This is a genomic window from Gilliamella intestini (assembly GCF_900094935.1).
Classification (GTDB): Bacteria; Pseudomonadota; Gammaproteobacteria; order Enterobacterales; family Orbaceae; genus Gilliamella; species Gilliamella intestini.
In genome coordinates this window covers 55,412-75,105 of sequence record NZ_FMBA01000003.1, presented here as the reverse complement: position 1 = coordinate 75,105, position 19,694 = coordinate 55,412, and the positions used below count along the sequence as shown (strand labels likewise).

Below are 19,694 nucleotides of genomic sequence, written 5' to 3'. Positions count from 1 at the left end.
ATATCATGACAAAAAATGTGATCAAACAACTGCAAGAGCGTGGGCTGATTGCTCAGCTTACTGATGAAAAAGCTCTAATAGAACTAATAGAACAAAATCCTATTGCGCTTTATTGTGGTTTTGATCCTACAGCCGATAGTTTGCATCTTGGTCATTTAGTGCCATTACTCTGTTTAAAGCGTTTCCAACTAGCTGGACATAAACCGATTGCTTTAGTTGGTGGTGCAACAGGTTTAATTGGTGATCCGAGTTTTAAAGCGGTTGAACGCAAACTTAATACTGAAGAGACAGTAGTTGAATGGAGTGAAAAAATTAAGCAACAAGTTTCTCCATTTTTAGATTTTAATTGTGGTGAAAATGCAGCGATTGTTGCCAATAACTACGATTGGTTTAGCGGTATGAATGTGCTAACTTTTTTGCGTGATGTTGGTAAATATTTTTCAGTTAATTCAATGATCAATAAAGAGTCAGTTAAACAACGTATTGATCGTGATGAGGTAGGTATTTCATTTACTGAATTTTCTTATAGCTTATTACAATCTTATGATTTTGCTTGTTTGAATAAATCACATGATGTTGTTTTACAAATTGGTGGTTCTGATCAATGGGGTAATATTACAGCTGGTATTGATTTAACTCGTCGCTTACATCAAAAACAAGTTTATGGTTTGACTGTGCCGTTAATCACTAAATCAGATGGCACTAAATTTGGCAAAACTGAAAGTGGTGCAGTATGGTTAGATCCGAAAAAGACAAGTCCTTATAAATTCTATCAGTTTTGGATCAACACTGCTGATGCCGATGTTTATCGGTTCTTAAAATTCTTCACATTTATGCCTCTAAGTGAAATTGATTCATTGGAAGAAGAAGATAAAAATAGTGGTGTTGCACCGCGCGCTCAATATGTACTAGCGGAACAAGTTACTCGCCTAGTTCATGGTGAAGAAGGGCTTGTTGCGGCAAAACGCATTACTGAAAGCTTGTTTTCAGGTAAATTAACTGATCTATCCGAAGCAGATTTTGAGCAGTTAGCTCAAGATGGTATGCCAACGCTTGCCGTTGACAGTGATGTTGATTTACAACAAGCTATCGTAAATGCACAGTTTGCTCCGTCAAGAGGTCAGGCTAGAACGATGATCGAATCTAATGCTATTTCAATTAATGGTGAACGTAATACAACAACGGATTACCGTTTTTTAGATAGTGATAAGCTTTTTAATCGTTATACTTTACTTCGTCGTGGTAAAAAATATTATTGCTTGCTAATTTGGAGTTAATCTCATGAAAAATATTTTATCGATTCAGTCACATGTTGTATTTGGTCATGCAGGAAATAGTGCGGCAGAATTTCCTATGCGTCGATTAGGTGTTAATGTTTGGCCTTTAAACACCGTACAATTTTCTAATCATACTCAATATCGTCAATGGACTGGAGCGGTAATGTCAGCATCTCATTTAACAGAGATCGCGGATGGAATTAATCAAATTGATGAACTCAAACGTTGTGATGCGGTATTAAGTGGCTATATGGGATCACCAGAGCAAGGTAATGCTATTATCGAGATTGTTAAAAAGGTAAAAGCTGTTAATCCAAATGCGATTTATTTTTGCGATCCTGTAATGGGACATCCTGAAAAAGGTTGTTTTGTTGCTCCCGGAGTATCAGAGTTTTTATGCAATACCGCTTTGCCAATGGCCGATATGATGGCACCGAATATTTTAGAGCTTGAAGAACTAAATGGTAAACAACGTATTAATAATGTTGATGAAGCAATTTTAGCTTGTCGAGAGTTATGTCAAAAAGGGCCTAAAGCGGTTTTAGTTAAACATTTAAGTAGAGCTGGATATAAAATTGATCGCTTTGAAATGTTGCTTGTAACTAGTAATGAAGCATGGCACATTGACCGTCCACTAGTTGATTTTGGTGTAAGACAACCTGTAGGTGTTGGTGATATGACAAGCGGGCTTTTTTTAGCTAATATTTTGCTTGGAAATTCATTGGTTGAAGCTTTAGAACATACTACTTCAGCCGTGTATGCGGTTATGCTTGAAACCTTAAAACAAGGTGAATATGAATTACAATTAGTTGCTGCTCAAAATGAAATTGAGAAACCAACACAGTGGTTTAATGCGAAAAAAATTGATTAATTGTAATTGATTAATTGTAAAATATATGTAAAAATCTAATTAAATTACGATTAGCGCTGAATTTATGAGGGGATGATGGACAATATTTCATTAGGGGGGATGCTCGTTGATTTACGAGAACAAATGGGATTAACTCAAGATGATATTGCCAATAAAATTCATGTGAGAAAGACAGTAATTAGTGATATTGAAAATGACCAATTACCTCATGTTCCCCTTGTTTTTATAAAAGGTTATATTCGTTCTTATGCCGAAATTGTTGGTTTATCTGTGGATCACTATCAACCATATCTTAATGAATTAGCTAAACAATCTAAGTCTCACCAGAATATAACTCAAATTCAAACGTTTAATACAAAAAGGCGACGAAAAACTCCTTTTATCCTTTTGGGGATATTTATAATTCTTTGTGTGATTGGTATAATTTTATATTATGTTAATAAAGAGGATAAAAATAATTTTATTGAAGTAAGTCATTATATTTCTCCAGCCCCTATTACTCGTGTTAATAGTTAGCAAATTTTCTTACTCTCATACAGACATTTGTCTTAAATCTTGTTAAGATCGCTGGCTAGTTATTTTGTAAAATGGTTAAGTATGTATGAGTCATAAAGATTCACCAATTGTTAGACGAGAATCAACCCGAATTTATGTCGGCAATGTTCCTATTGGTAACGGAGCTCCGATTGCAGTTCAATCAATGACAAATACTCGAACCACAGATATAGAAAAAACAGTAGCCCAAATTCAAGCTCTTGAACGTGTTGGTGTAGATATTGTGCGTATTTCCATACCTACAATGGATGCAGCTGAAGCTTTTAAATTTATTAAACAGCAGGCAAAAGTTCCACTCATTGCTGATATTCATTTTGATTATCGTATTGCATTAAAAGTTGCCGAATATGGCGTTGATTGCTTAAGAATTAATCCTGGCAATATAGGTAATGAGTCAAGAATTCGCTCTGTTGTTGATTGTGCTAAAGATAAAAATATCCCGATACGAATCGGTGTTAATTCTGGTTCTCTTGAAAAAGATATTCAAGAAAAATATGGTGAACCTACTCCAAAAGCGATAGTTGAATCAGCGATGCGTCATGTCGATATACTTGACCGACTTAATTTTGGACAGTTTAAAGTTAGTGTAAAAGCATCTGATGTGTTTACTGCAGTTGATGCTTATCGATTGCTAGCTAAGCAAATAAAGCAACCATTACATCTAGGTATAACTGAAGCTGGTGGTGTTCGAAGTGGTGCTATTAAATCGGCCATTGGATTGGGATTATTGCTATCAGAAGGCATTGGCGATACACTTCGAGTTTCTTTAGCAGCTGATCCTACAGAAGAAGTAAAAGTTGGATTTGATATTTTAAAATCGCTGCGTATACGGTCTCGTGGCATTAATTTTATTGCGTGCCCAACCTGTTCTCGCCAAGAGTTTGATGTGATTAATACAGTCAATACATTAGAACAGCGATTAGAAGATATTATTACACCAATGGATGTATCTATTATTGGTTGTGTGGTTAACGGTCCTGGCGAGGCTTTAGCTTCAACGATGGGGGTTGCTGGCGGTCATAATAAAAGTGGCTTTTATGAAGATGGTGTGCGTATTGGCCGTATTGATAATGAACAAATGATTGATGAATTAGAAGCTAAAATTCGTGCTAAAGCATTAATATTGAAAAACAGAATTGCAGCAACTGAATTATAATTTTATTAGATAGCGAATAAATAAATGACAGAGAAAAAGATCCAATCTATACGAGGAATGAACGATTTACTCCCAACAGATAGTGCAAGTTGGCAACAGATTGAAAAAATCGTTAAAGGTGTACTAAATAGTTATGGCTACAACGAAATTAGAACACCTATTGTTGAAGATACTGCGCTATTTAAGCGAGCGGTCGGGGAAGTCACCGATATTGTTGAAAAAGAGATGTATACTTTCAATGATCGAAATAATGAAAGCATCACTTTACGCCCAGAAATTACTGCAGGTTGTGTTCGTGCAGGAATTGAGCACGGTCTTTTTTATAATCAAGAACAACGCCTTTGGTATTTAGGGCCAGCTTTTCGTTATGAAAAACCACAAAAAGGGCGTTATCGTCAATTTCATCAATTTGGTGTTGAAGTCTTTGGACTTGAAGGGCCAAATATTGATGCCGAGCTTATTTTATTAACGGCTCGTTTTTGGAAAGCACTTGGTATTGAACAGCATACTTCTCTTGAACTTAATTCAATTGGTTCGCTTGAGGCTAGAGCCAATTATCGAAATGCGTTGGTTGTTTTTCTTGAACAACATAAAGACAAATTGGATGAAGACTGCTTACGTAGAATGTACACTAACCCGTTACGCATACTTGATTCAAAAAATCCAGTTGTTCAAGAGCTACTTAATCGAGCTCCAAAATTGTTTGATTATTTAGATGAAGAATCGAAACAACATTTTGAAGGATTATGTCGTCTACTGGATAATGCAGGGATAAAATATAATATTAACCAACGATTAGTTCGAGGTTTAGATTATTACAACCGTACCGTATTTGAATGGGTAACTAGTAGCTTAGGTGCACAAGGTACTGTCTGCGGAGGGGGGCGTTATGATGGGTTAGTGAGTCAACTTGGTGGACAACCGACGCCGGCGGTTGGTTTTGCAATGGGGGTTGAGCGTTTAGTATTATTGGTTCAAGCCGTTAACCCATCACTAAATTGTAATAATTCAATTGATGTGTATATGATCTCATCAGGTGATGAAAAGACCATTTCAGTTGCACAAAATATTGCTGAATTATTACGAGATAGTCTACCTAATTGGCGAATTATGACAAATTATGGTAGTAGTAATTTTAAAAAACAATTTACCAAAGCTGATAAATTAGGTGCTAAAATAGCAATTATTATTGGCGAAAATGAACTCGCTAATCAGTCTGTAATGGTTAAAAATTTACAAACAGGTGAACAAGTTGAAGTAGCACAAAAAGAAGTTGTTCAAACTTGTTTAGCGATTAAGTAAAGAATAGGAGAAAAACGTGAGTCATCAGTTATCGAGTGAAGAACAACTTGAAGAGATAAAAGGATTTTTTACTAAAAGATGGAAAATTATAGTTGCCGTTCTGGTGATCGGGTTGTTGGCTTTTTATGGTTGGCATTATTGGCAGTCATATAAAGCTGAAAAGGCAATTGAATATTCAGATAAGTACGAGCAACTAATTGCTGAGTTAGATGGTACTAAAACAGATTCTGTTAATGAATTAGTCTCTTTTGCTAAAGACAACGACACGATCTACAGTGTTTTTGCTTATTTGCGTGCAGCTAAATTTTATGTTGAAGTTTTAAAAGACTACCATGGTGCCCAAGCCTTATTGGCTGATGCATCAAAGAAAACTAACTCAGAACCAATTAAAACGATTATTAACATTCGTATCGCACGATTACAATATCAACAAGGTCAATATCAAGAAAGCTTAGCTTCGTTAAGTCATGTCACTAACGAAAGTTGGGGAGCGGTAATTAACGATCTTAGAGGCGATGTCTTGGTTAAAATGATGCGTTATGCTGATGCTGTCGATGCCTATAACGTTGCGCTAACCTCTTCACTAACGCCAGATTTAAAAGAAACCATTAAAATGAAGCTGAATCAAGCTGAATATTTAAAAACAAAGCAACAAGCTGAACAAGAAGCCCAAGCCGCCAAAGAAAAGGCGGAACAAGATGCTCAGGTGGCTAAAGAAAAAGTCGAACAAGAGGCTAAAGCAAAGCAAGCTGTAACAGAAGAAAGTAAAAATTAATTTATCCTGCTGCTATAAGGGGCTATACAATGAAGTTATCTAAATGTTTTTTTACTGGTGTTTTTATGTTTTTACTTGCTGGATGCTCTTTATTCGGTAAAGAAGAAGATATTGTTCAAGTTTCACCATCACCGAAGGTAAACAATCAGTTTCCTGTTCAGCAAATCTGGAAAAATAGCACTGCAGGCAATACTCATATTTATTCATTATTAGGTCCGATTAATTATGATAATGTTATTTATGTAGCTAGTCGTAGTGGGCAAGTTAAAGCTATTGACTTATCAAACGGCAAAACATTGTGGGACGTAAATCTATCAAAAAGTACGCTTTTTAGTAGTAAAACAGCACTATTTTCAGGTGGCGTAAGTGCTGACGATAAATATGTTTATGTTGGCAGTGAACGAGCTATTGTGTATGCATTAGATCGTCAAGACGGAAAAGTAGTATGGGAAAAACCAGTAAAAGGCGAAGTGCTTGCTCGCCCTGTATCTTCTGAAGATAAATTAATCATTCACACAGCAAGTGGCATTCTTCAAGGTCTAAATCGTGATACAGGTGATAATTTGTGGGATGTATCCTTAGAAGTTCCGGCATTATCGTTACGAGGTAATTCGACGCCAACAATTGCGCATGGAGCTGCGATTTTTGGTGATGACAATGGGCGAGTAAATGCTTACTACATCAATGATGGTCAATTAATTTGGCAGCAACGAATTTCGCAGCCATCGGGCTCTACTGAAATAGCAAAATTAAATGATGTTGATTCAACTCCTGTCGTTGAAGGGAATTTAGTTTATTCAGTTGGTTATAATGGTAGTATTGTTGCACTTGATTTAAGTGATGGTCAACCAGTTTGGCGTAAAGATCTTGGCTCTATTCATAGCTTTGCTGTTGATACCAATCGATTATTTGTTATTGATCAAAACGACAACGTTCAAGCTATTGCAAAAAATGGTGGGGCAGTGCTTTGGACTCAATCAGATCTTAGTCATCGTCAGTTAACCGATCCGATTCTTTACCAAGGTTATGTTGTGTTTGGTGATTTTGAAGGTTACCTATATTGGCTAAATGCCGAAAATGGCGAGCTTGTCGCAAAAACACAAGTAAGCAGTAGCGGATTAATATCTAAACCATTGGTAGTAGACAATAAAGTCGTTGTTCAAGCCAAAAATGGTGATATTTACGCCTTTACAAAGAATTAATACATAAAAAGTTATTTAGAGAAAAAACATGGTACCTGTTGTAGCACTTGTTGGTCGTCCAAATGTTGGAAAGTCGACTTTATTTAATCGGTTAACAAGAACCCGAGATGCATTAGTGGCGGACTTTCCTGGATTAACGCGTGATCGTAAGTATGGACGAGCAGAAATTAAGGGCCATGAGTATATCTTGATTGATACGGGCGGTATTGATGGCACTGAAGATGGGGTTGAAAGCTTTATGGCTGAACAATCCTTACAAGCCATAGAAGAAGCTGATATTGTTCTTTTTTTGGTTGATGCTAGAGCTGGAGCAATGCCAGCCGATCATGCTATTGCTAAGCACTTGCGTTCTCGCCAAAAAGCCACTTTTTTAGTTGCCAATAAAATTGACGGAATTGACGCTGATAGTGCAATCTCTGATTTTTATGGTTTAGGATTAGGCGAAATCTACCCAATAGCAGCCAGTCATGGTCGTGGGGTCAGCTCATTAATTGAAACTGTATTAGATCCTATTTTTCAGTTTGATGATGAACAAAATAGCGATTTTGATGGCGATGAACAACCTAACAACTTAGATCCGTTTTGTGATGATTCTGAATTTGATAATACAGAATCATTAATCAACCAGCCTATTAAAGTAGCGATAGTAGGTCGTCCAAATGTCGGTAAGTCTACACTAACTAATCGTATTTTAGGGGAAGAGCGAGTCGTTGTTTATGACATGCCTGGCACAACGCGCGACAGCATTTACATACCAATGACGCGGGATGAACGTGAGTATATCTTGATTGACACGGCTGGTGTGCGTAAACGCGGAAAGGTCACCGAAACGGTTGAAAAATTTTCTGTCATCAAAACCTTACAAGCGATTGAAGATGCCAATGTTGTTATTTTAGTCATTGATGCCAGAGAAGGCATTTCTGATCAAGATTTATCATTATTGGGCTTTATTATCAATAGTGGGCGCTCACTTGTTATTGCAGTTAATAAATGGGATGGTTTGTCTCAAGATATCAAAGAACAAGTTAAAACGACACTTGATGATCGGCTTGATTTTATTGATTTTGCACGTGTGCACTTTATCTCTGCACTTCACGGTAGTGGCGCTGGTAACTTATTTGACTCAATTCAAGAAGCCTATGATTGCGCAACTCGACGAGTTAATACGGCATTATTAACCAAAATTATGCAAATGGCGCAAGACGATCACCAACCACCATTGGTAAAAGGGCGCCGAGTTAAATTAAAATATGCTCATGCAGGTGGCTATAACCCACCTATCGTTGTAATTCATGGCAACCAAGTTGAAGATTTGCCAGATTCTTATAAGCGTTACTTGATGAACTATTTTAGACGTTCGTTAAAAATTATGGGTTCACCTATTCGAATTCAGTTTAAAGAAGGCAACAATCCATTTGAGGGTAGAAAAAACAGCTTAACCGCATCACAACAGCGCAAACGCCGCCGATTGATGAAACATGTGAGAGGGCGAAAATAGTTTATGTCAAAACAACAAATAACAGTTGAAAGCGGACAAGAAGGCATTTGTCCAAAATGCCATCATAAAATGACAATCATCTCACCACAACATTATCAATGCCCTCAGTGTCAGCAGCATTATCTTGAGCAGTACATCTGCCCTATTTGTCACCAATCTGCTCAAATAATTAAAGGCTGTGGGGCAATTAACTATATTTGTCATACTGATGGTTTAATTTCCAGCAGTAAGGTGATATTTCATTATTTACCAGAATAGAAGACTTTATTTATATTAAAGCCATAAGAGGTTATTTTATGCGAATTATTTTATTAGGAGCACCAGGAGCAGGCAAGGGGACGCAAGCACAATTTATTATGCAAAAATATGGGATCCCCCAAATTTCAACTGGTGATATGCTACGCGCAGCAGTAAAAGCAGGCACACCACTGGGTTTACAAGCTAAAGAACTCATGGATGCCGGTAAACTTGTTACCGACGAATTAGTAATTGCGTTAGTTAAAGAGCGCATTGCACAAAGTGATTGCGTCAATGGCTTTTTGTTAGATGGATTTCCTCGCACCGTGCCACAGGCTGATGCCATGAAAGCTGCGGGTATTAATGTTGACTATGTACTTGAATTTGATGTACCTGATGCAGTGATAATTGATCGTATGAGTGGACGTCGAATTCATGCTCCTTCAGGTCGTGTTTATCACATTCGCCATAATCCTCCAAAGGTTGAAAATGTTGATGATGTGACTGGTGAACCACTTACTATTCGCAAAGATGATAACGAAGAAATCGTTCGTAAACGTCTTGTTGAATATCACGATCTAACTAAACCGCTTATTAGTTATTATCAGCATGAAGCCAAAGAAGGACGTACACAATATTTCCGAGTTGATGGCACACAAGCTGTTGCTGATGTAACCAAAGAGTTAGCTAACATTTTAGGATAATTTGTTTATTAATTAAAAGAGCAAGGCTGTGAACTATCTTGCTCTTTCCCTTTCAAACTGGTTTGCATTGTTGCTTATATAGCAAATGCTTATATAACAAAAAGTGAAACCATAACGCAAATACCGTCAAAAAACGTTCAGGAAAGCTATTGATTTTATTCAATTTTTTTGATTTGTTTTTCTCTATAAAAGTGAAAAATTTTATTCAAAAGTTAGTCTGAAAAGCAATTGATTTTATTGAGGTTTTTATTTTGGTTGTGTTGAATAAAATAGCGCTTTATCAATAACAATAAAACGCCATTTTGAGTAGAAAAGCAAAACGCTACAAAACCATTCTTACAATATCGATTTCGCCCAATTCTTTATAAAGATTCTCGATCTGATCAATATGCGTTGCATTGATGGTAATTGAAACTGAATGGTAATTACCTTTACTGCTCGGTTTAATTGATGGCGTATAATCACCTGGAGCATGCCGCTGAATAACAGATACCACTTTGTCGACAAGCTCTGGTTTAGCTTCTCCCATAACTTTATAAGTAAAAGAACATGGAAACTCTAATAATTCATTTAATTTTGTTGATTGCATAATTTTATTTTCTCAGTTACTGATTGGATATATTGGCATCAAGGATCATTAGTATATATAGGCGGTTTAGTATTCTTCAAGTAACGAACAATAAACATCGCTTTTTAAAGTATATATTTTGAGCTATGATAAGAAAATTCTAACATAGTGAAATAAACGTATCTTGCTATTTACTATAAGGCTAAAACATTATGTCATCTAATTCCAATCATAAAGAACCTTTCGGCACATTATTAGGTTATGCACCAGGCGGTGTTGCTATTTATTCATCTGATTATGAAACATTAGATAAAAATCAATATCCAAATGATGCGTCATTCCGTAGCTATTGTGGATATGAATATATGGGCTACAAATGGCAATGCGTTGAATTTGCAAGACGATTTTTATTTTTAAATTATGGCATTGTTTTTACTGATGTGGGAATGGCACATGAAATTTTTTCACTTCGTTTTTTAAGACAAGTTGTTAATGAGGCAATTTTACCTTTACAAGCATACGCTAATGGCAGTGAAAAAATGCCAGAGGCGGGCTCGTTATTGATATGGGATGATGGTGGCGTGTTTGATCGTACAGGTCATGTTGCGGTTATAACCGAAGTATTTGAAGACAAAGTACGAGTAGCAGAGCAAAACGTTATCCATATGCGACTACCTATTGGTCAACAATGGACGCGAGAACTAAAGATGACCGTAACAAATGAAGGTTATCAATTACATGATACGTTTGATGATACTAAAATCTTAGGGTGGATGATCCAAACTGATGATACAGCACATAGCTTACCACAACCAGCAGTGCCTAGCCCATTACTGACTATTCATAGCGCTCACCTTAAAAATGAAGGGCAATTTGATAAAAAATGGCTGAATGAATTAGAACCCTTAGATAATGCCTATGTGTTAGCTGCAGGTCATGCTATTAGTCATGATGATCATTATCGTTATTTCATAATTTCGGAAAGTGCTGAACAAGAATTAATTCGAGCCACCAATGAATTGCATTTAATGTATTTACATGCGACCGACAAAGTTTTAAAAGATAATGATTTATTGAGGAATTTCAATATTCCCGAAATACTTTGGCCAAGATTGAGGCTTTCATGGCAGCAACGCCGTTACCAAATGATAACTGGACGATTAGATTTTTGTATGGATGAACGAGGCTTAAAAGTGTATGAATATAATGCCGATTCTGCCTCGTGCCATACTGAAGCGGGAGATATTTTACAAAAATGGGCTATTCAAGCTGGATTAAATCGAGGAACTAACCCTAGCAGTGGTTTACTCAACGCCTTAGCTAACTGTTGGCGACATAGCGATGCCCAACCTTTTGTCCATATCATGCAAGATAATGATAGTGAAGAAAATTACCATGCATTATTTATGCAAACAGCGCTTACTCAGGCCGGATTTGATAGCAAAATCTTGCGAGGACTCAATGGGTTAAGATGGGATAAACGTGGTCAACTTGTGGATGATGAAGACCGTCAAGTGACCTGCGTTTGGAAAACATGGGCTTGGGAAACGGTATTAGAGCAACTTCGTGAGGAAAGTGAAGCGCAAATTGCAGGCATACCAATTCGCACTTGGCATCCAGAAAATACAGTCAGGTTAATTGATGTATTATTGCGACCAGAAATCTCAGTTTTTGAGCCATTATGGACGGTAATTCCAAGTAATAAAGCTATTTTACCTGTATTATGGTCACTGTTTCCAAATCACCGTTATTTATTAGAATCCACATTTGAACTCAATGAAAGCTTAATTAAAAAAGGTTATGCTGTTAAACCAATAGCAGGACGCCGTGGAAGTGATATTCAATTAGTCAGTAATCAAGAACAGATCCTTGATAAAACAGTTGGACGTTTTGCTAAACAAGAAAACATTTACCAAGAGCTATGGTGTTTACCAAAAGTCGAAGATCGTTACCTACAGCTATGTACTTTTACTGTTGGTGGACATTATGGTGGAACTTGCTTACGCTCCGATCCTTCTTTAGTTATAAAAGGTGAAAGTGATATGCAACCGTTGCGTGTATTAACAGATGATGAGTTTTTGAAACAATCTTGTGAAAAAGCTTCAGGAAAAGTACTTGTTTAAGTATAAAAAAGGACTTGTTAGTTATTGCTAATTGATTATAAAATAAATATAAATCAATTGATTATTAGTATTTATTTATAATTTATACAAGTTGGTCTATTTATGACACAACCTAACAAAAATATGCTTAACACTCATAATGTCTATAATGATATCAATTACAATAATGGTGTTTTCTGTTAAACTTGTTTTTGTTGTAAAAAAATGTTAAGAAATAAAAATAATGTAAAAAATAGAAAGGAATATATGGCAAATACATTACTTAGAAGTGGCGATATCAAAGATTTCAAAATGTTGGGATATGATGGTAAAGCAGCTTATTTGGTAGCGACTCAAATTCGTGAAATGTTTAGAGTTAAACTGGGTAAGCAGTATGCCGATTATTTAGCCATTCCTCAGCGTAATGATCAAGGTAATATTATTGATTGGTATATTCCTTTTGATTCAAATCAGCCTGATGGTCAATATGATATTATTCCTTGGACATCCGCTAGCGAATCAGAGCAGGAATCAGCGCTGATTTTGCTTAAAGAATTTGAACATAAAGTCATGAATTTGGGTAAGCAATTAGCTAGCAACCCAAATTTAGATGGTGATCAACTGCTTTTTAGTCGACTTATTTATGATCCCCAAAATAGCGTCGATAATGCTGAATCTAATTTGATGGCAATCCGTTTTCCAAGTAATCAGTTTGTTTACATTGTTAATGGTCAACCTGTCATTACTTTTTGGGGATTTGTACATCCTCAAACGCCTCAAGTTAATTCACCATTCTATTGTTTAGAACCAGTAAGAAAAGTCACACCAGCAGCGACTGTTACTCCACCACCGATGCCAAAACTAATCAATACCAAACCATGGTGGAAACGTTGGTGGGTATGGTTATTAGGCTTGTTACCTTTGTTATTGCTTCTTTTAGCCTTCTTTTTATTACGAGGCTGTTGGTTAAATCCTAAAATATCGGTTAATCCGTCATTATCGTTACCTGAAAATGGTAATGTCAGCTTACCTGTTGTTAATGATGATAAAAAGGTTGAAAAAGAACCAGAACGAGAGTTAAAAACTGAAAATGTTGTGGTAGATAATCGGTTAGGTGTTGCTGGTAACGGCATAGTAAATGGTGCGATTTCTGGCGATGCTAACACTATCCCTAATAATACTAATGTTGCTAGTGATTCAGCTGACCATTCTATGCTGCTTGGCAATAACGAGGGCAATAATACACCAAGCCCTGATGCTCAAGATGATAAAAATGAGCAAAATAGCACTGATCCAACATCTACACCATCAGGTAAAGATAACGCTACTCCTGCTGTTGATCAAACAAATAATTTAGCGCTACCTGCTGATGCAATTAAACAAGGATCAACAAAATTCTTAAATGGTCAATGGTCTGTAAATGGTGGTATTCAAGATAAAGCCACTGGTAAACCATTACAATTAAGTTATAACTTTAATGATGGAAATGGCGAAGTTACTGTAACACGTAGTGACGGTGTGAAATGTACGGGTAATGTGGGTACTAACATTAAAAATGCTAATTTAGATATAGCGGGTAACACTGAGGCTATTTGTAGTGACAATACCAAATATCAATTACCAAAGATTCAATGTACGCCAGGCAACAATAATAAAGCTAATTGTCAGGGAATTTATAATAATGGGACTTCATTCCCAATAACAATGAAAAAACAATAAAGGTTGTATATGCTTCCAGAATTACGCAATTATGGTCAAGAAGTGACACTTATTATGAACAGTGGTATTCAGTTTCTTGACTTTGCACTTAAAATCGATTGGAAAGATAATAAATGGCGCAGTAAAGTTAATGGATGCTTTATTGATCCCTCTGAGAGTGGTACGTTAATTAGGTTGATTGAAGATGTGGAAAATGGTCAATTTTTTACACCAGATAATCCCACATTTGCTGTTAATCCAACACAGGAAATTAGTGTTGAACAGTCCTTAAAACTATACGACGGTATTTGGTTACCAGTTCCTATGTTACGTTCAATACCTTCAAATCGTTTTGATAAAGGACCACATAACTGGAGCCGAGTTCGAATCGTTAGTGTTCCTGAAGGTGAAGATCCTGATGGTAATACACATCGAATCACTTTTGCTTTCGATACAAAAGTATTTGCCAACTTACAAGATGTTGCTTATCTTGCACCAACCGAAAACGATGTGATGACTGGTGCAGTATTTAGTTTAGCACATCGCTCAGATCACGTTTCATGGTATTTAGAACTCAAATGGATAACTAGTTGGTTAATTGATCTCTTTCAAGAACTTGCACCACAACCTGAGCGTTTAAATATACATAAAGATGATATTAATCAAGAGATTAAATGTAAGTCTTATTATGGACACTATCTAAATATCATCCATTTACTTGCTGATTCTTTGCAATTACCAACAATTAAAATTGTGTCAAACAATAAGGATGATGTTGTTAAATCAATTCCTGTTGATATGATTTTAGATGTGGGTAATTCACGTACTTGTGGTATTTTAATTGAAGATCATGCCCAAGATAAAGATAGTTTAAATCATCGTTATGAGCTTGAAATTCGAGACTTAACTCAGCCAGAGCATATTTACGATGAACCGTTTGAAAGTCGAGTAGAATTTGCCCAAACTTTTTTTGGTAAAGAACATTTTTCATTACAAAGTGGTCGAAGAGATACTTTTCGGTGGCCTAGTATTGTCCGTGTTGGTCAAGAAGCAAGTCGTCTTGCAAGTCGGCGAGAGGGTAATGAAGGTGCAACGGGTCTTTCAAGCCCTAAACGTTATTTATGGGATCAAGATAAATATGAACAAGGTTGGCGTTTTAATTCTCATTATGTAAAAAGTGATCATGAACCGTTTGCAACAGCAGAACCTTTTTCAAGCTTAATTAATGAATACGGTGAAGCATTACATATTTTAAGTGATGATATTGAAGAAGAGTATGACCGTAAAATGCCGGTTTTCCACCCCAAATACTCGCGTAGTTCTTTGATGACTTTTATGCTATGTGAAGTATTAATGCATGCATTAATGCAAATAAATAGTGTTGCTCAGCGTAATAAACTTGAGCATGCTAAAACGCCACGTAATTTAAGATCTATTATTTTAACTATTCCGCCGGCCATGCCAAAACCCGAACAAGCAATATTTAAAAGTTGCGTATATCAAGCAATAGGTTTAGTTTGGAAAAGCCTAGGTTGGGATGGCTTAGATGATAATATTGATTTTAACAACCCAGAACAGCTAAAAAGTGTATGGCCAAATATTCCTGAAGTCCATATTCAATGGGACGAAGCAACTTGTGGTCAGGTGGTTTACTTATTTAATGAAACACAAAATAATTATAATGGCCGTTGTGAAGAATTTATTGCTTCAATGGTGCGTCCAAGCAAAGCAGATAAACAAAAACTAACTATTGCAACTGTTGATATTGGTGGTGGAACAACGGATTTAGTGATTAACGATTATCAATTAGACTACGGCGAAAATGGGCAAACTAATAGTAGTAATGTCTATATTAAACCAACACAGCGTTTTCGTGATGGATTTAAAGTCGCTGGGGATGATATCTTACTTGATATCATCCAAGATACGGTGTTAACCGCTTTAACAAATGGTTTAAAACAAGCAGGTATTGTCGATCCTAACCCAATTTTGTCTACCATTATTGGCTCTCAGCAACTGTCAATTCAAGATTCGGTATTGCGGCAACAACTTACTTTACAGCTATTTACTCCAGTTGGATTACAAATATTAAAAGCTTATGAACTTTATGACCCATTACATTCAGAGCAACATGATTATCGTTCTACCTTTGGTGAATTATTACAACATAGCTCTATGACTGATAATGTGCTTGATTTTATAAATGAACCTATTAGGCGTGCCTTAAATAATCCTGAGTTTTCGGTACTTGATTTAAGTATCGATATTAACCTTAAACGTATACATTATTTGTTTATTCGTGGTGATTATTACAACATCTGTAAAACGTTTGAAGCGTTATCCGAAATTATTAGTTGTTATCAGTGTGATGTTCTTTTATTAACCGGTCGCCCTTCTCGATTACCGGGTATTCAAAGTTATTTCCGATCACGCTTATCCATGCCTGCTGGGCGAATTTTACCCTTACATGGCTATCATACTGGTGGTTGGTATCCTTTCCATAAACAAGAACGCATTGATGACCCTAAAACAACGGCAGCTGTGGGTGCTATGCTTTGTTTTTTAAGCAAAAATTTACGATTACCTAATTTCTATTTTAGATCTTCTAATATGGATTTATATTCAACAGTTAGATACATTGGACTTTTAGATAATCTTAATATGATTAAAAAAGAAAATGTTTATTATCAAGATATTGACTTAGATAATCCTGATTATAATTTTCCTGAACTCTCGTTTGAAATTAGAGGTACCACAAGACTTGGTTTTAGGCAACTTGAAGTTGAAAGGTGGCCTGCATCGCCTATTTATATTTTAACAATTGAAAATAGTGAAGTGGCCAAACGATTAAGTGCTCAAGGAGTTGTGTTAAAAGTCACTCTGGGTATAAAAAACAAACAAAAAACGGTCGAAAATTTTTATATTAAGGATGTAAAAGCCTCTGATGGAAGAGCCTGTAATAAAAATCAGGATATTAAACTAAGTTTAAACACAATGGTTAACTCTGGTTTAATAAGTACGCAATATTGGCTTGATAGTGGAATGATAAAACGATGAAAAACTTAAAAGAACAACTTCCTAAATCTTGGGAACAGGTCTATCAAGCATCAGCAAAGGCCATTGAGTGGGTAGATCAAACACGCTATTCATCTAAACGTTTAGATAGTGAAGCGGATAATTTAATTTTAGATTTACGTCGTTTACGTAATAGTGCAAAACGATTGGGGGATGTATCAACTAAATCTGTTGCAGTTGGTTTTTTTGGATTATCACAAGCAGGTAAATCTTATCTTATTTCAGCGCTAGCTGCGGGTGAAAATGGTAAGCTTGAAACGGTTGTTGATAACGAAGTTTTAGACTTTATTGATCATGTGAACCCGGTAGGTAGTGGTAAAGAAGCGACAGGTCTTGTTACTCGTTTTAGCCGTATTGCTAAAGGTGGTATAGCTAACTATCCGTTAGAATTAAAATTATTTAAAGAGATAGAAATTGTAAAAATCTTAATAAATGCTTATTTTAAAGATTTTGATCAACAAAAAGTATCCAATAAAATTGAGTTTTCACAGCTAAATCAGTTAATTCAACGTTTAGAAAATAAAAAACAAATAAGCTATGTCGGCGGTATTATTGAAGATGATGTTGTTGATCTTTATGATTATTTATCTGAAAACTTCGGTAACTCGCTTGAAGGTTTGAAAGGAGGATACTGGGAAAAAGCAACGCACCTTCTTCCTTATTTGTCTGTATCTGATCGTGGTGAACTGATTTCTGTTTTATGGGGAGGTATTTCTGAACTTACTACAATCTATACCCAACTAGCGACGACCTTATCAAGTTTTAGTCATGCTGAAACGGTATATGCACCGCTTTCTGTCTTAATCAAAGATAATAACGGTACTAAGTCACAGATTGACAGTATTATGAATGTTGATATTCTTGAGCGATTAAATACCGACAAAGATTCATCTGTCACTATAACGCCATTAAATGGTGCACCAACAACTATATCTTTAGCACAATTAGCTTTTTTAACTACAGAATTAATTTTTCCATTAGTCAATAAAACCAGAGTACCGACATTTGAAAATGTAGATTTACTTGATTTCCCCGGATATCGGGGTCGTTTAAACTTGATATCGATTTCTGATGTTAAGGAAGGTAATCCAATTGCTCAGCTTTTATTGCGTGGTAAAGTTGCTTATCTTTTTGAAAAATATACTGACAGCCAAGAAATGAATGTGCTAGTTGTTTGTACACCATCAGATAAACAATCTGATGTTAATGATGTAGGTCCAGTGCTTGAGCGCTGGATTGATAAAACCCAAGGTGAAACAGCTGAGAAAAGAGCCACTAAAAAAGCGGGTTTATTATGGGCAATAACCATGTTTGATAAACGTATTGGTACATCATTAACACTATCTGAAGATAATCTAAAAAATAGCTGGGGCAAAGGAGGTTTGCTACAACAAACTATCTTAGAACGTTTTGGTAGTTATGATTGGTTAAGTAATTGGTCAAACAACCACAAATTTAATAATATTTTTCTAGTTCGAAAACCTGGATTTGATGTGCCATTTTTAAATGTCGAACCAAGCACTAGCCAAGAGATTAATTATAGAGAAAATTATCAAGATAAAATGAATGTATTAAGAAGTACATTTGTGCAAAATAGTGATATTAAAGAATATGTGTTCCAGCCAGAAGAAGCATGGGATGCCATGTTAAAACTTAATGATGGTGGTATAGGGCGAATTAGCCAATACTTGGAGCAAGTTGCCATCACGGAAGTAAAACAACAATGTATTGTTGAACAGCTTAATGAAAAAATTGATTACATTATTAATATGCGTTTTGATACTTGGTATCAAGCGGATAGTGATGAAGAGCTAGTTAAGAAAAAGCAAGTAATTGCTGATGCAATTAAAGAATTGCAAAGTAAAGCACTATTATTGGGTGAACTACTTAAAGTGTTTGAATTGCCAGATCAAACAATTAGAGCACTCTATCATTCCAACACAATAGAAAATGAAACACAGCAAGATAGCAATGATAATTTGTTAGATAATTTATCGAATGATTTTGGTTTAAATGCTGATTTCGATTTATTTTCTGATGAGAATTCATCATTGACCACTAAACAAGTTACCACATTACCAACCGAATCAAAGTTTGCCAAAACTGTTTTTTCAGCATGGTTAGAGCATTTAAGGAATATTGTATTAGATAAGCATATTTTGCAGTTTTTTGGTATCAATCAAAAATCACTCTCTTTTATTGTAGAAGAACTTATTACTGCAGCTAATCGAATGAAACTTGAAGCAAGTTTAACCGAGCATATTTTGAATAACGAAAATACAGGTAGTAAGCGTGATGATCTAGAGTCTAGACAAATTAGTACTATTCACACTTTACTAGCCGACTTTATTGCATGGCTTGGTTTTATTCAAGGACAGGGAAGTGATATACCAATGAGTAAAGTTAATCAAGGGAAACCGATATTTTCTTCACCGCTAAGTGAATTAAATGTTCAATCATCACATTCATTACCGAAACTGGACGAAAAAACTAAAAACTATTCTCAATATGCGATATTTGATTGGTTTGTTGCATTTGCAATGCTTGCCCAAGAAAATGTTGGGCATCATGCAGGACGAGAAATTAGCCAAGAGCAAAATAGCCGATTGGGTGAAATTCTTAATTTTTTCAAGCAATCGCAGATTAATTAAAATTAAATAAAAAACAGAGTAAT

15 protein-coding genes are annotated in these 19,694 nt (G+C 35.8%); 14 read left to right on the top strand and 1 reads right to left on the bottom strand.

Annotation, left to right across the window (positions count from 1 at the left end; genetic code table 11):
• The first annotated feature begins 5 nt into the window (after positions 1-5).
• From tyrS to adk, 10 genes are all read left to right on the top strand, one after another.
• Positions 6-1,277, top strand: coding sequence for a tyrosine--tRNA ligase (gene tyrS, locus GA0061080_RS01355; RefSeq protein WP_209435686.1), 1,272 nt, complete (start codon positions 6-8; stop codon positions 1,275-1,277).
• Positions 1,278-1,281: 4 nt separating this feature from the next.
• Entirely contained in the window at positions 1,282-2,148 is an 867-nt protein-coding gene (gene pdxY, locus GA0061080_RS01350) for a pyridoxal kinase PdxY (protein WP_091119764.1), read from the top strand.
• A gap of 72 nt (positions 2,149-2,220) precedes the next feature.
• Positions 2,221-2,664, top strand: coding sequence for a helix-turn-helix domain-containing protein (locus GA0061080_RS01345; protein ID WP_091119759.1), 444 nt, complete (start codon positions 2,221-2,223; stop codon positions 2,662-2,664).
• An 85-nt stretch (positions 2,665-2,749) separates the two neighbouring features.
• Positions 2,750-3,859, top strand: a complete 1,110-nt coding sequence (gene ispG / locus GA0061080_RS01340) for a flavodoxin-dependent (E)-4-hydroxy-3-methylbut-2-enyl-diphosphate synthase (RefSeq protein ID WP_091119756.1) — start codon at positions 2,750-2,752, stop codon at positions 3,857-3,859.
• 24 nt (positions 3,860-3,883) lie between these two features.
• Positions 3,884-5,161, top strand: a complete 1,278-nt coding sequence (gene hisS / locus GA0061080_RS01335) for a histidine--tRNA ligase (protein WP_091119752.1) — start codon at positions 3,884-3,886, stop codon at positions 5,159-5,161.
• A gap of 16 nt (positions 5,162-5,177) precedes the next feature.
• Positions 5,178-5,936 (top strand): YfgM family protein, encoded by a 759-nt coding sequence (locus GA0061080_RS01330; protein WP_065636433.1) that lies wholly within the window; start codon positions 5,178-5,180, stop codon positions 5,934-5,936.
• A 29-nt stretch (positions 5,937-5,965) separates the two neighbouring features.
• Complete coding sequence (gene bamB, locus GA0061080_RS01325; protein WP_091119749.1) at positions 5,966-7,138, top strand: outer membrane protein assembly factor BamB; 1,173 nt, start codon at positions 5,966-5,968, stop codon at positions 7,136-7,138.
• Positions 7,139-7,166: 28 nt separating this feature from the next.
• A complete protein-coding gene (gene der / locus GA0061080_RS01320; RefSeq protein ID WP_091119746.1) occupies positions 7,167-8,636 on the top strand; it encodes a ribosome biogenesis GTPase Der in 1,470 nt (489 codons plus the stop codon).
• A 3-nt stretch (positions 8,637-8,639) separates the two neighbouring features.
• A complete protein-coding gene (locus GA0061080_RS01315) occupies positions 8,640-8,894 on the top strand; it encodes a YfgJ family double zinc ribbon protein (RefSeq protein ID WP_065636436.1) in 255 nt (84 codons plus the stop codon).
• Positions 8,895-8,932: 38 nt separating this feature from the next.
• The gene (gene adk / locus GA0061080_RS01310; RefSeq protein WP_091119742.1) at positions 8,933-9,577 is read left to right on the top strand and encodes an adenylate kinase; all 645 of its coding nucleotides are present in this window, start codon (positions 8,933-8,935) and stop codon (positions 9,575-9,577) included.
• Between the two features lie 322 nt (positions 9,578-9,899).
• On the opposite strand, the gene ybeD is transcribed toward adk, so the two are convergent.
• Complete coding sequence (gene ybeD / locus GA0061080_RS01305) at positions 9,900-10,166, bottom strand: DUF493 family protein YbeD (protein ID WP_065636438.1); 267 nt, start codon at positions 10,164-10,166, stop codon at positions 9,900-9,902.
• Positions 10,167-10,357: 191 nt separating this feature from the next.
• Between ybeD and gss the strand changes: the two genes are divergently transcribed.
• From gss to GA0061080_RS01285, 4 genes are all read left to right on the top strand, one after another.
• Positions 10,358-12,268, top strand: a complete 1,911-nt coding sequence (gss, locus tag GA0061080_RS01300; RefSeq protein WP_091119739.1) for a bifunctional glutathionylspermidine amidase/synthase — start codon at positions 10,358-10,360, stop codon at positions 12,266-12,268.
• A 246-nt stretch (positions 12,269-12,514) separates the two neighbouring features.
• Positions 12,515-13,966: an SrfA family protein gene (locus GA0061080_RS01295; RefSeq protein WP_091119735.1), complete on the top strand. Its 1,452-nt coding sequence runs from the start codon at positions 12,515-12,517 to the stop codon at positions 13,964-13,966.
• A gap of 9 nt (positions 13,967-13,975) precedes the next feature.
• Positions 13,976-17,002 carry a virulence factor SrfB gene (locus tag GA0061080_RS01290; RefSeq protein WP_091119731.1) on the top strand — a complete coding sequence of 1,009 codons (3,027 nt, stop codon included), beginning with the start codon at positions 13,976-13,978 and terminating at the stop codon, positions 17,000-17,002.
• Positions 16,999-19,671, top strand: a complete 2,673-nt coding sequence (locus GA0061080_RS01285; RefSeq protein ID WP_091119727.1) for a putative virulence factor — start codon at positions 16,999-17,001, stop codon at positions 19,669-19,671. Before GA0061080_RS01290 ends, GA0061080_RS01285 begins: the two co-directional genes overlap by 4 nt.
• Positions 19,672-19,694: the final 23 nt, after the last annotated feature.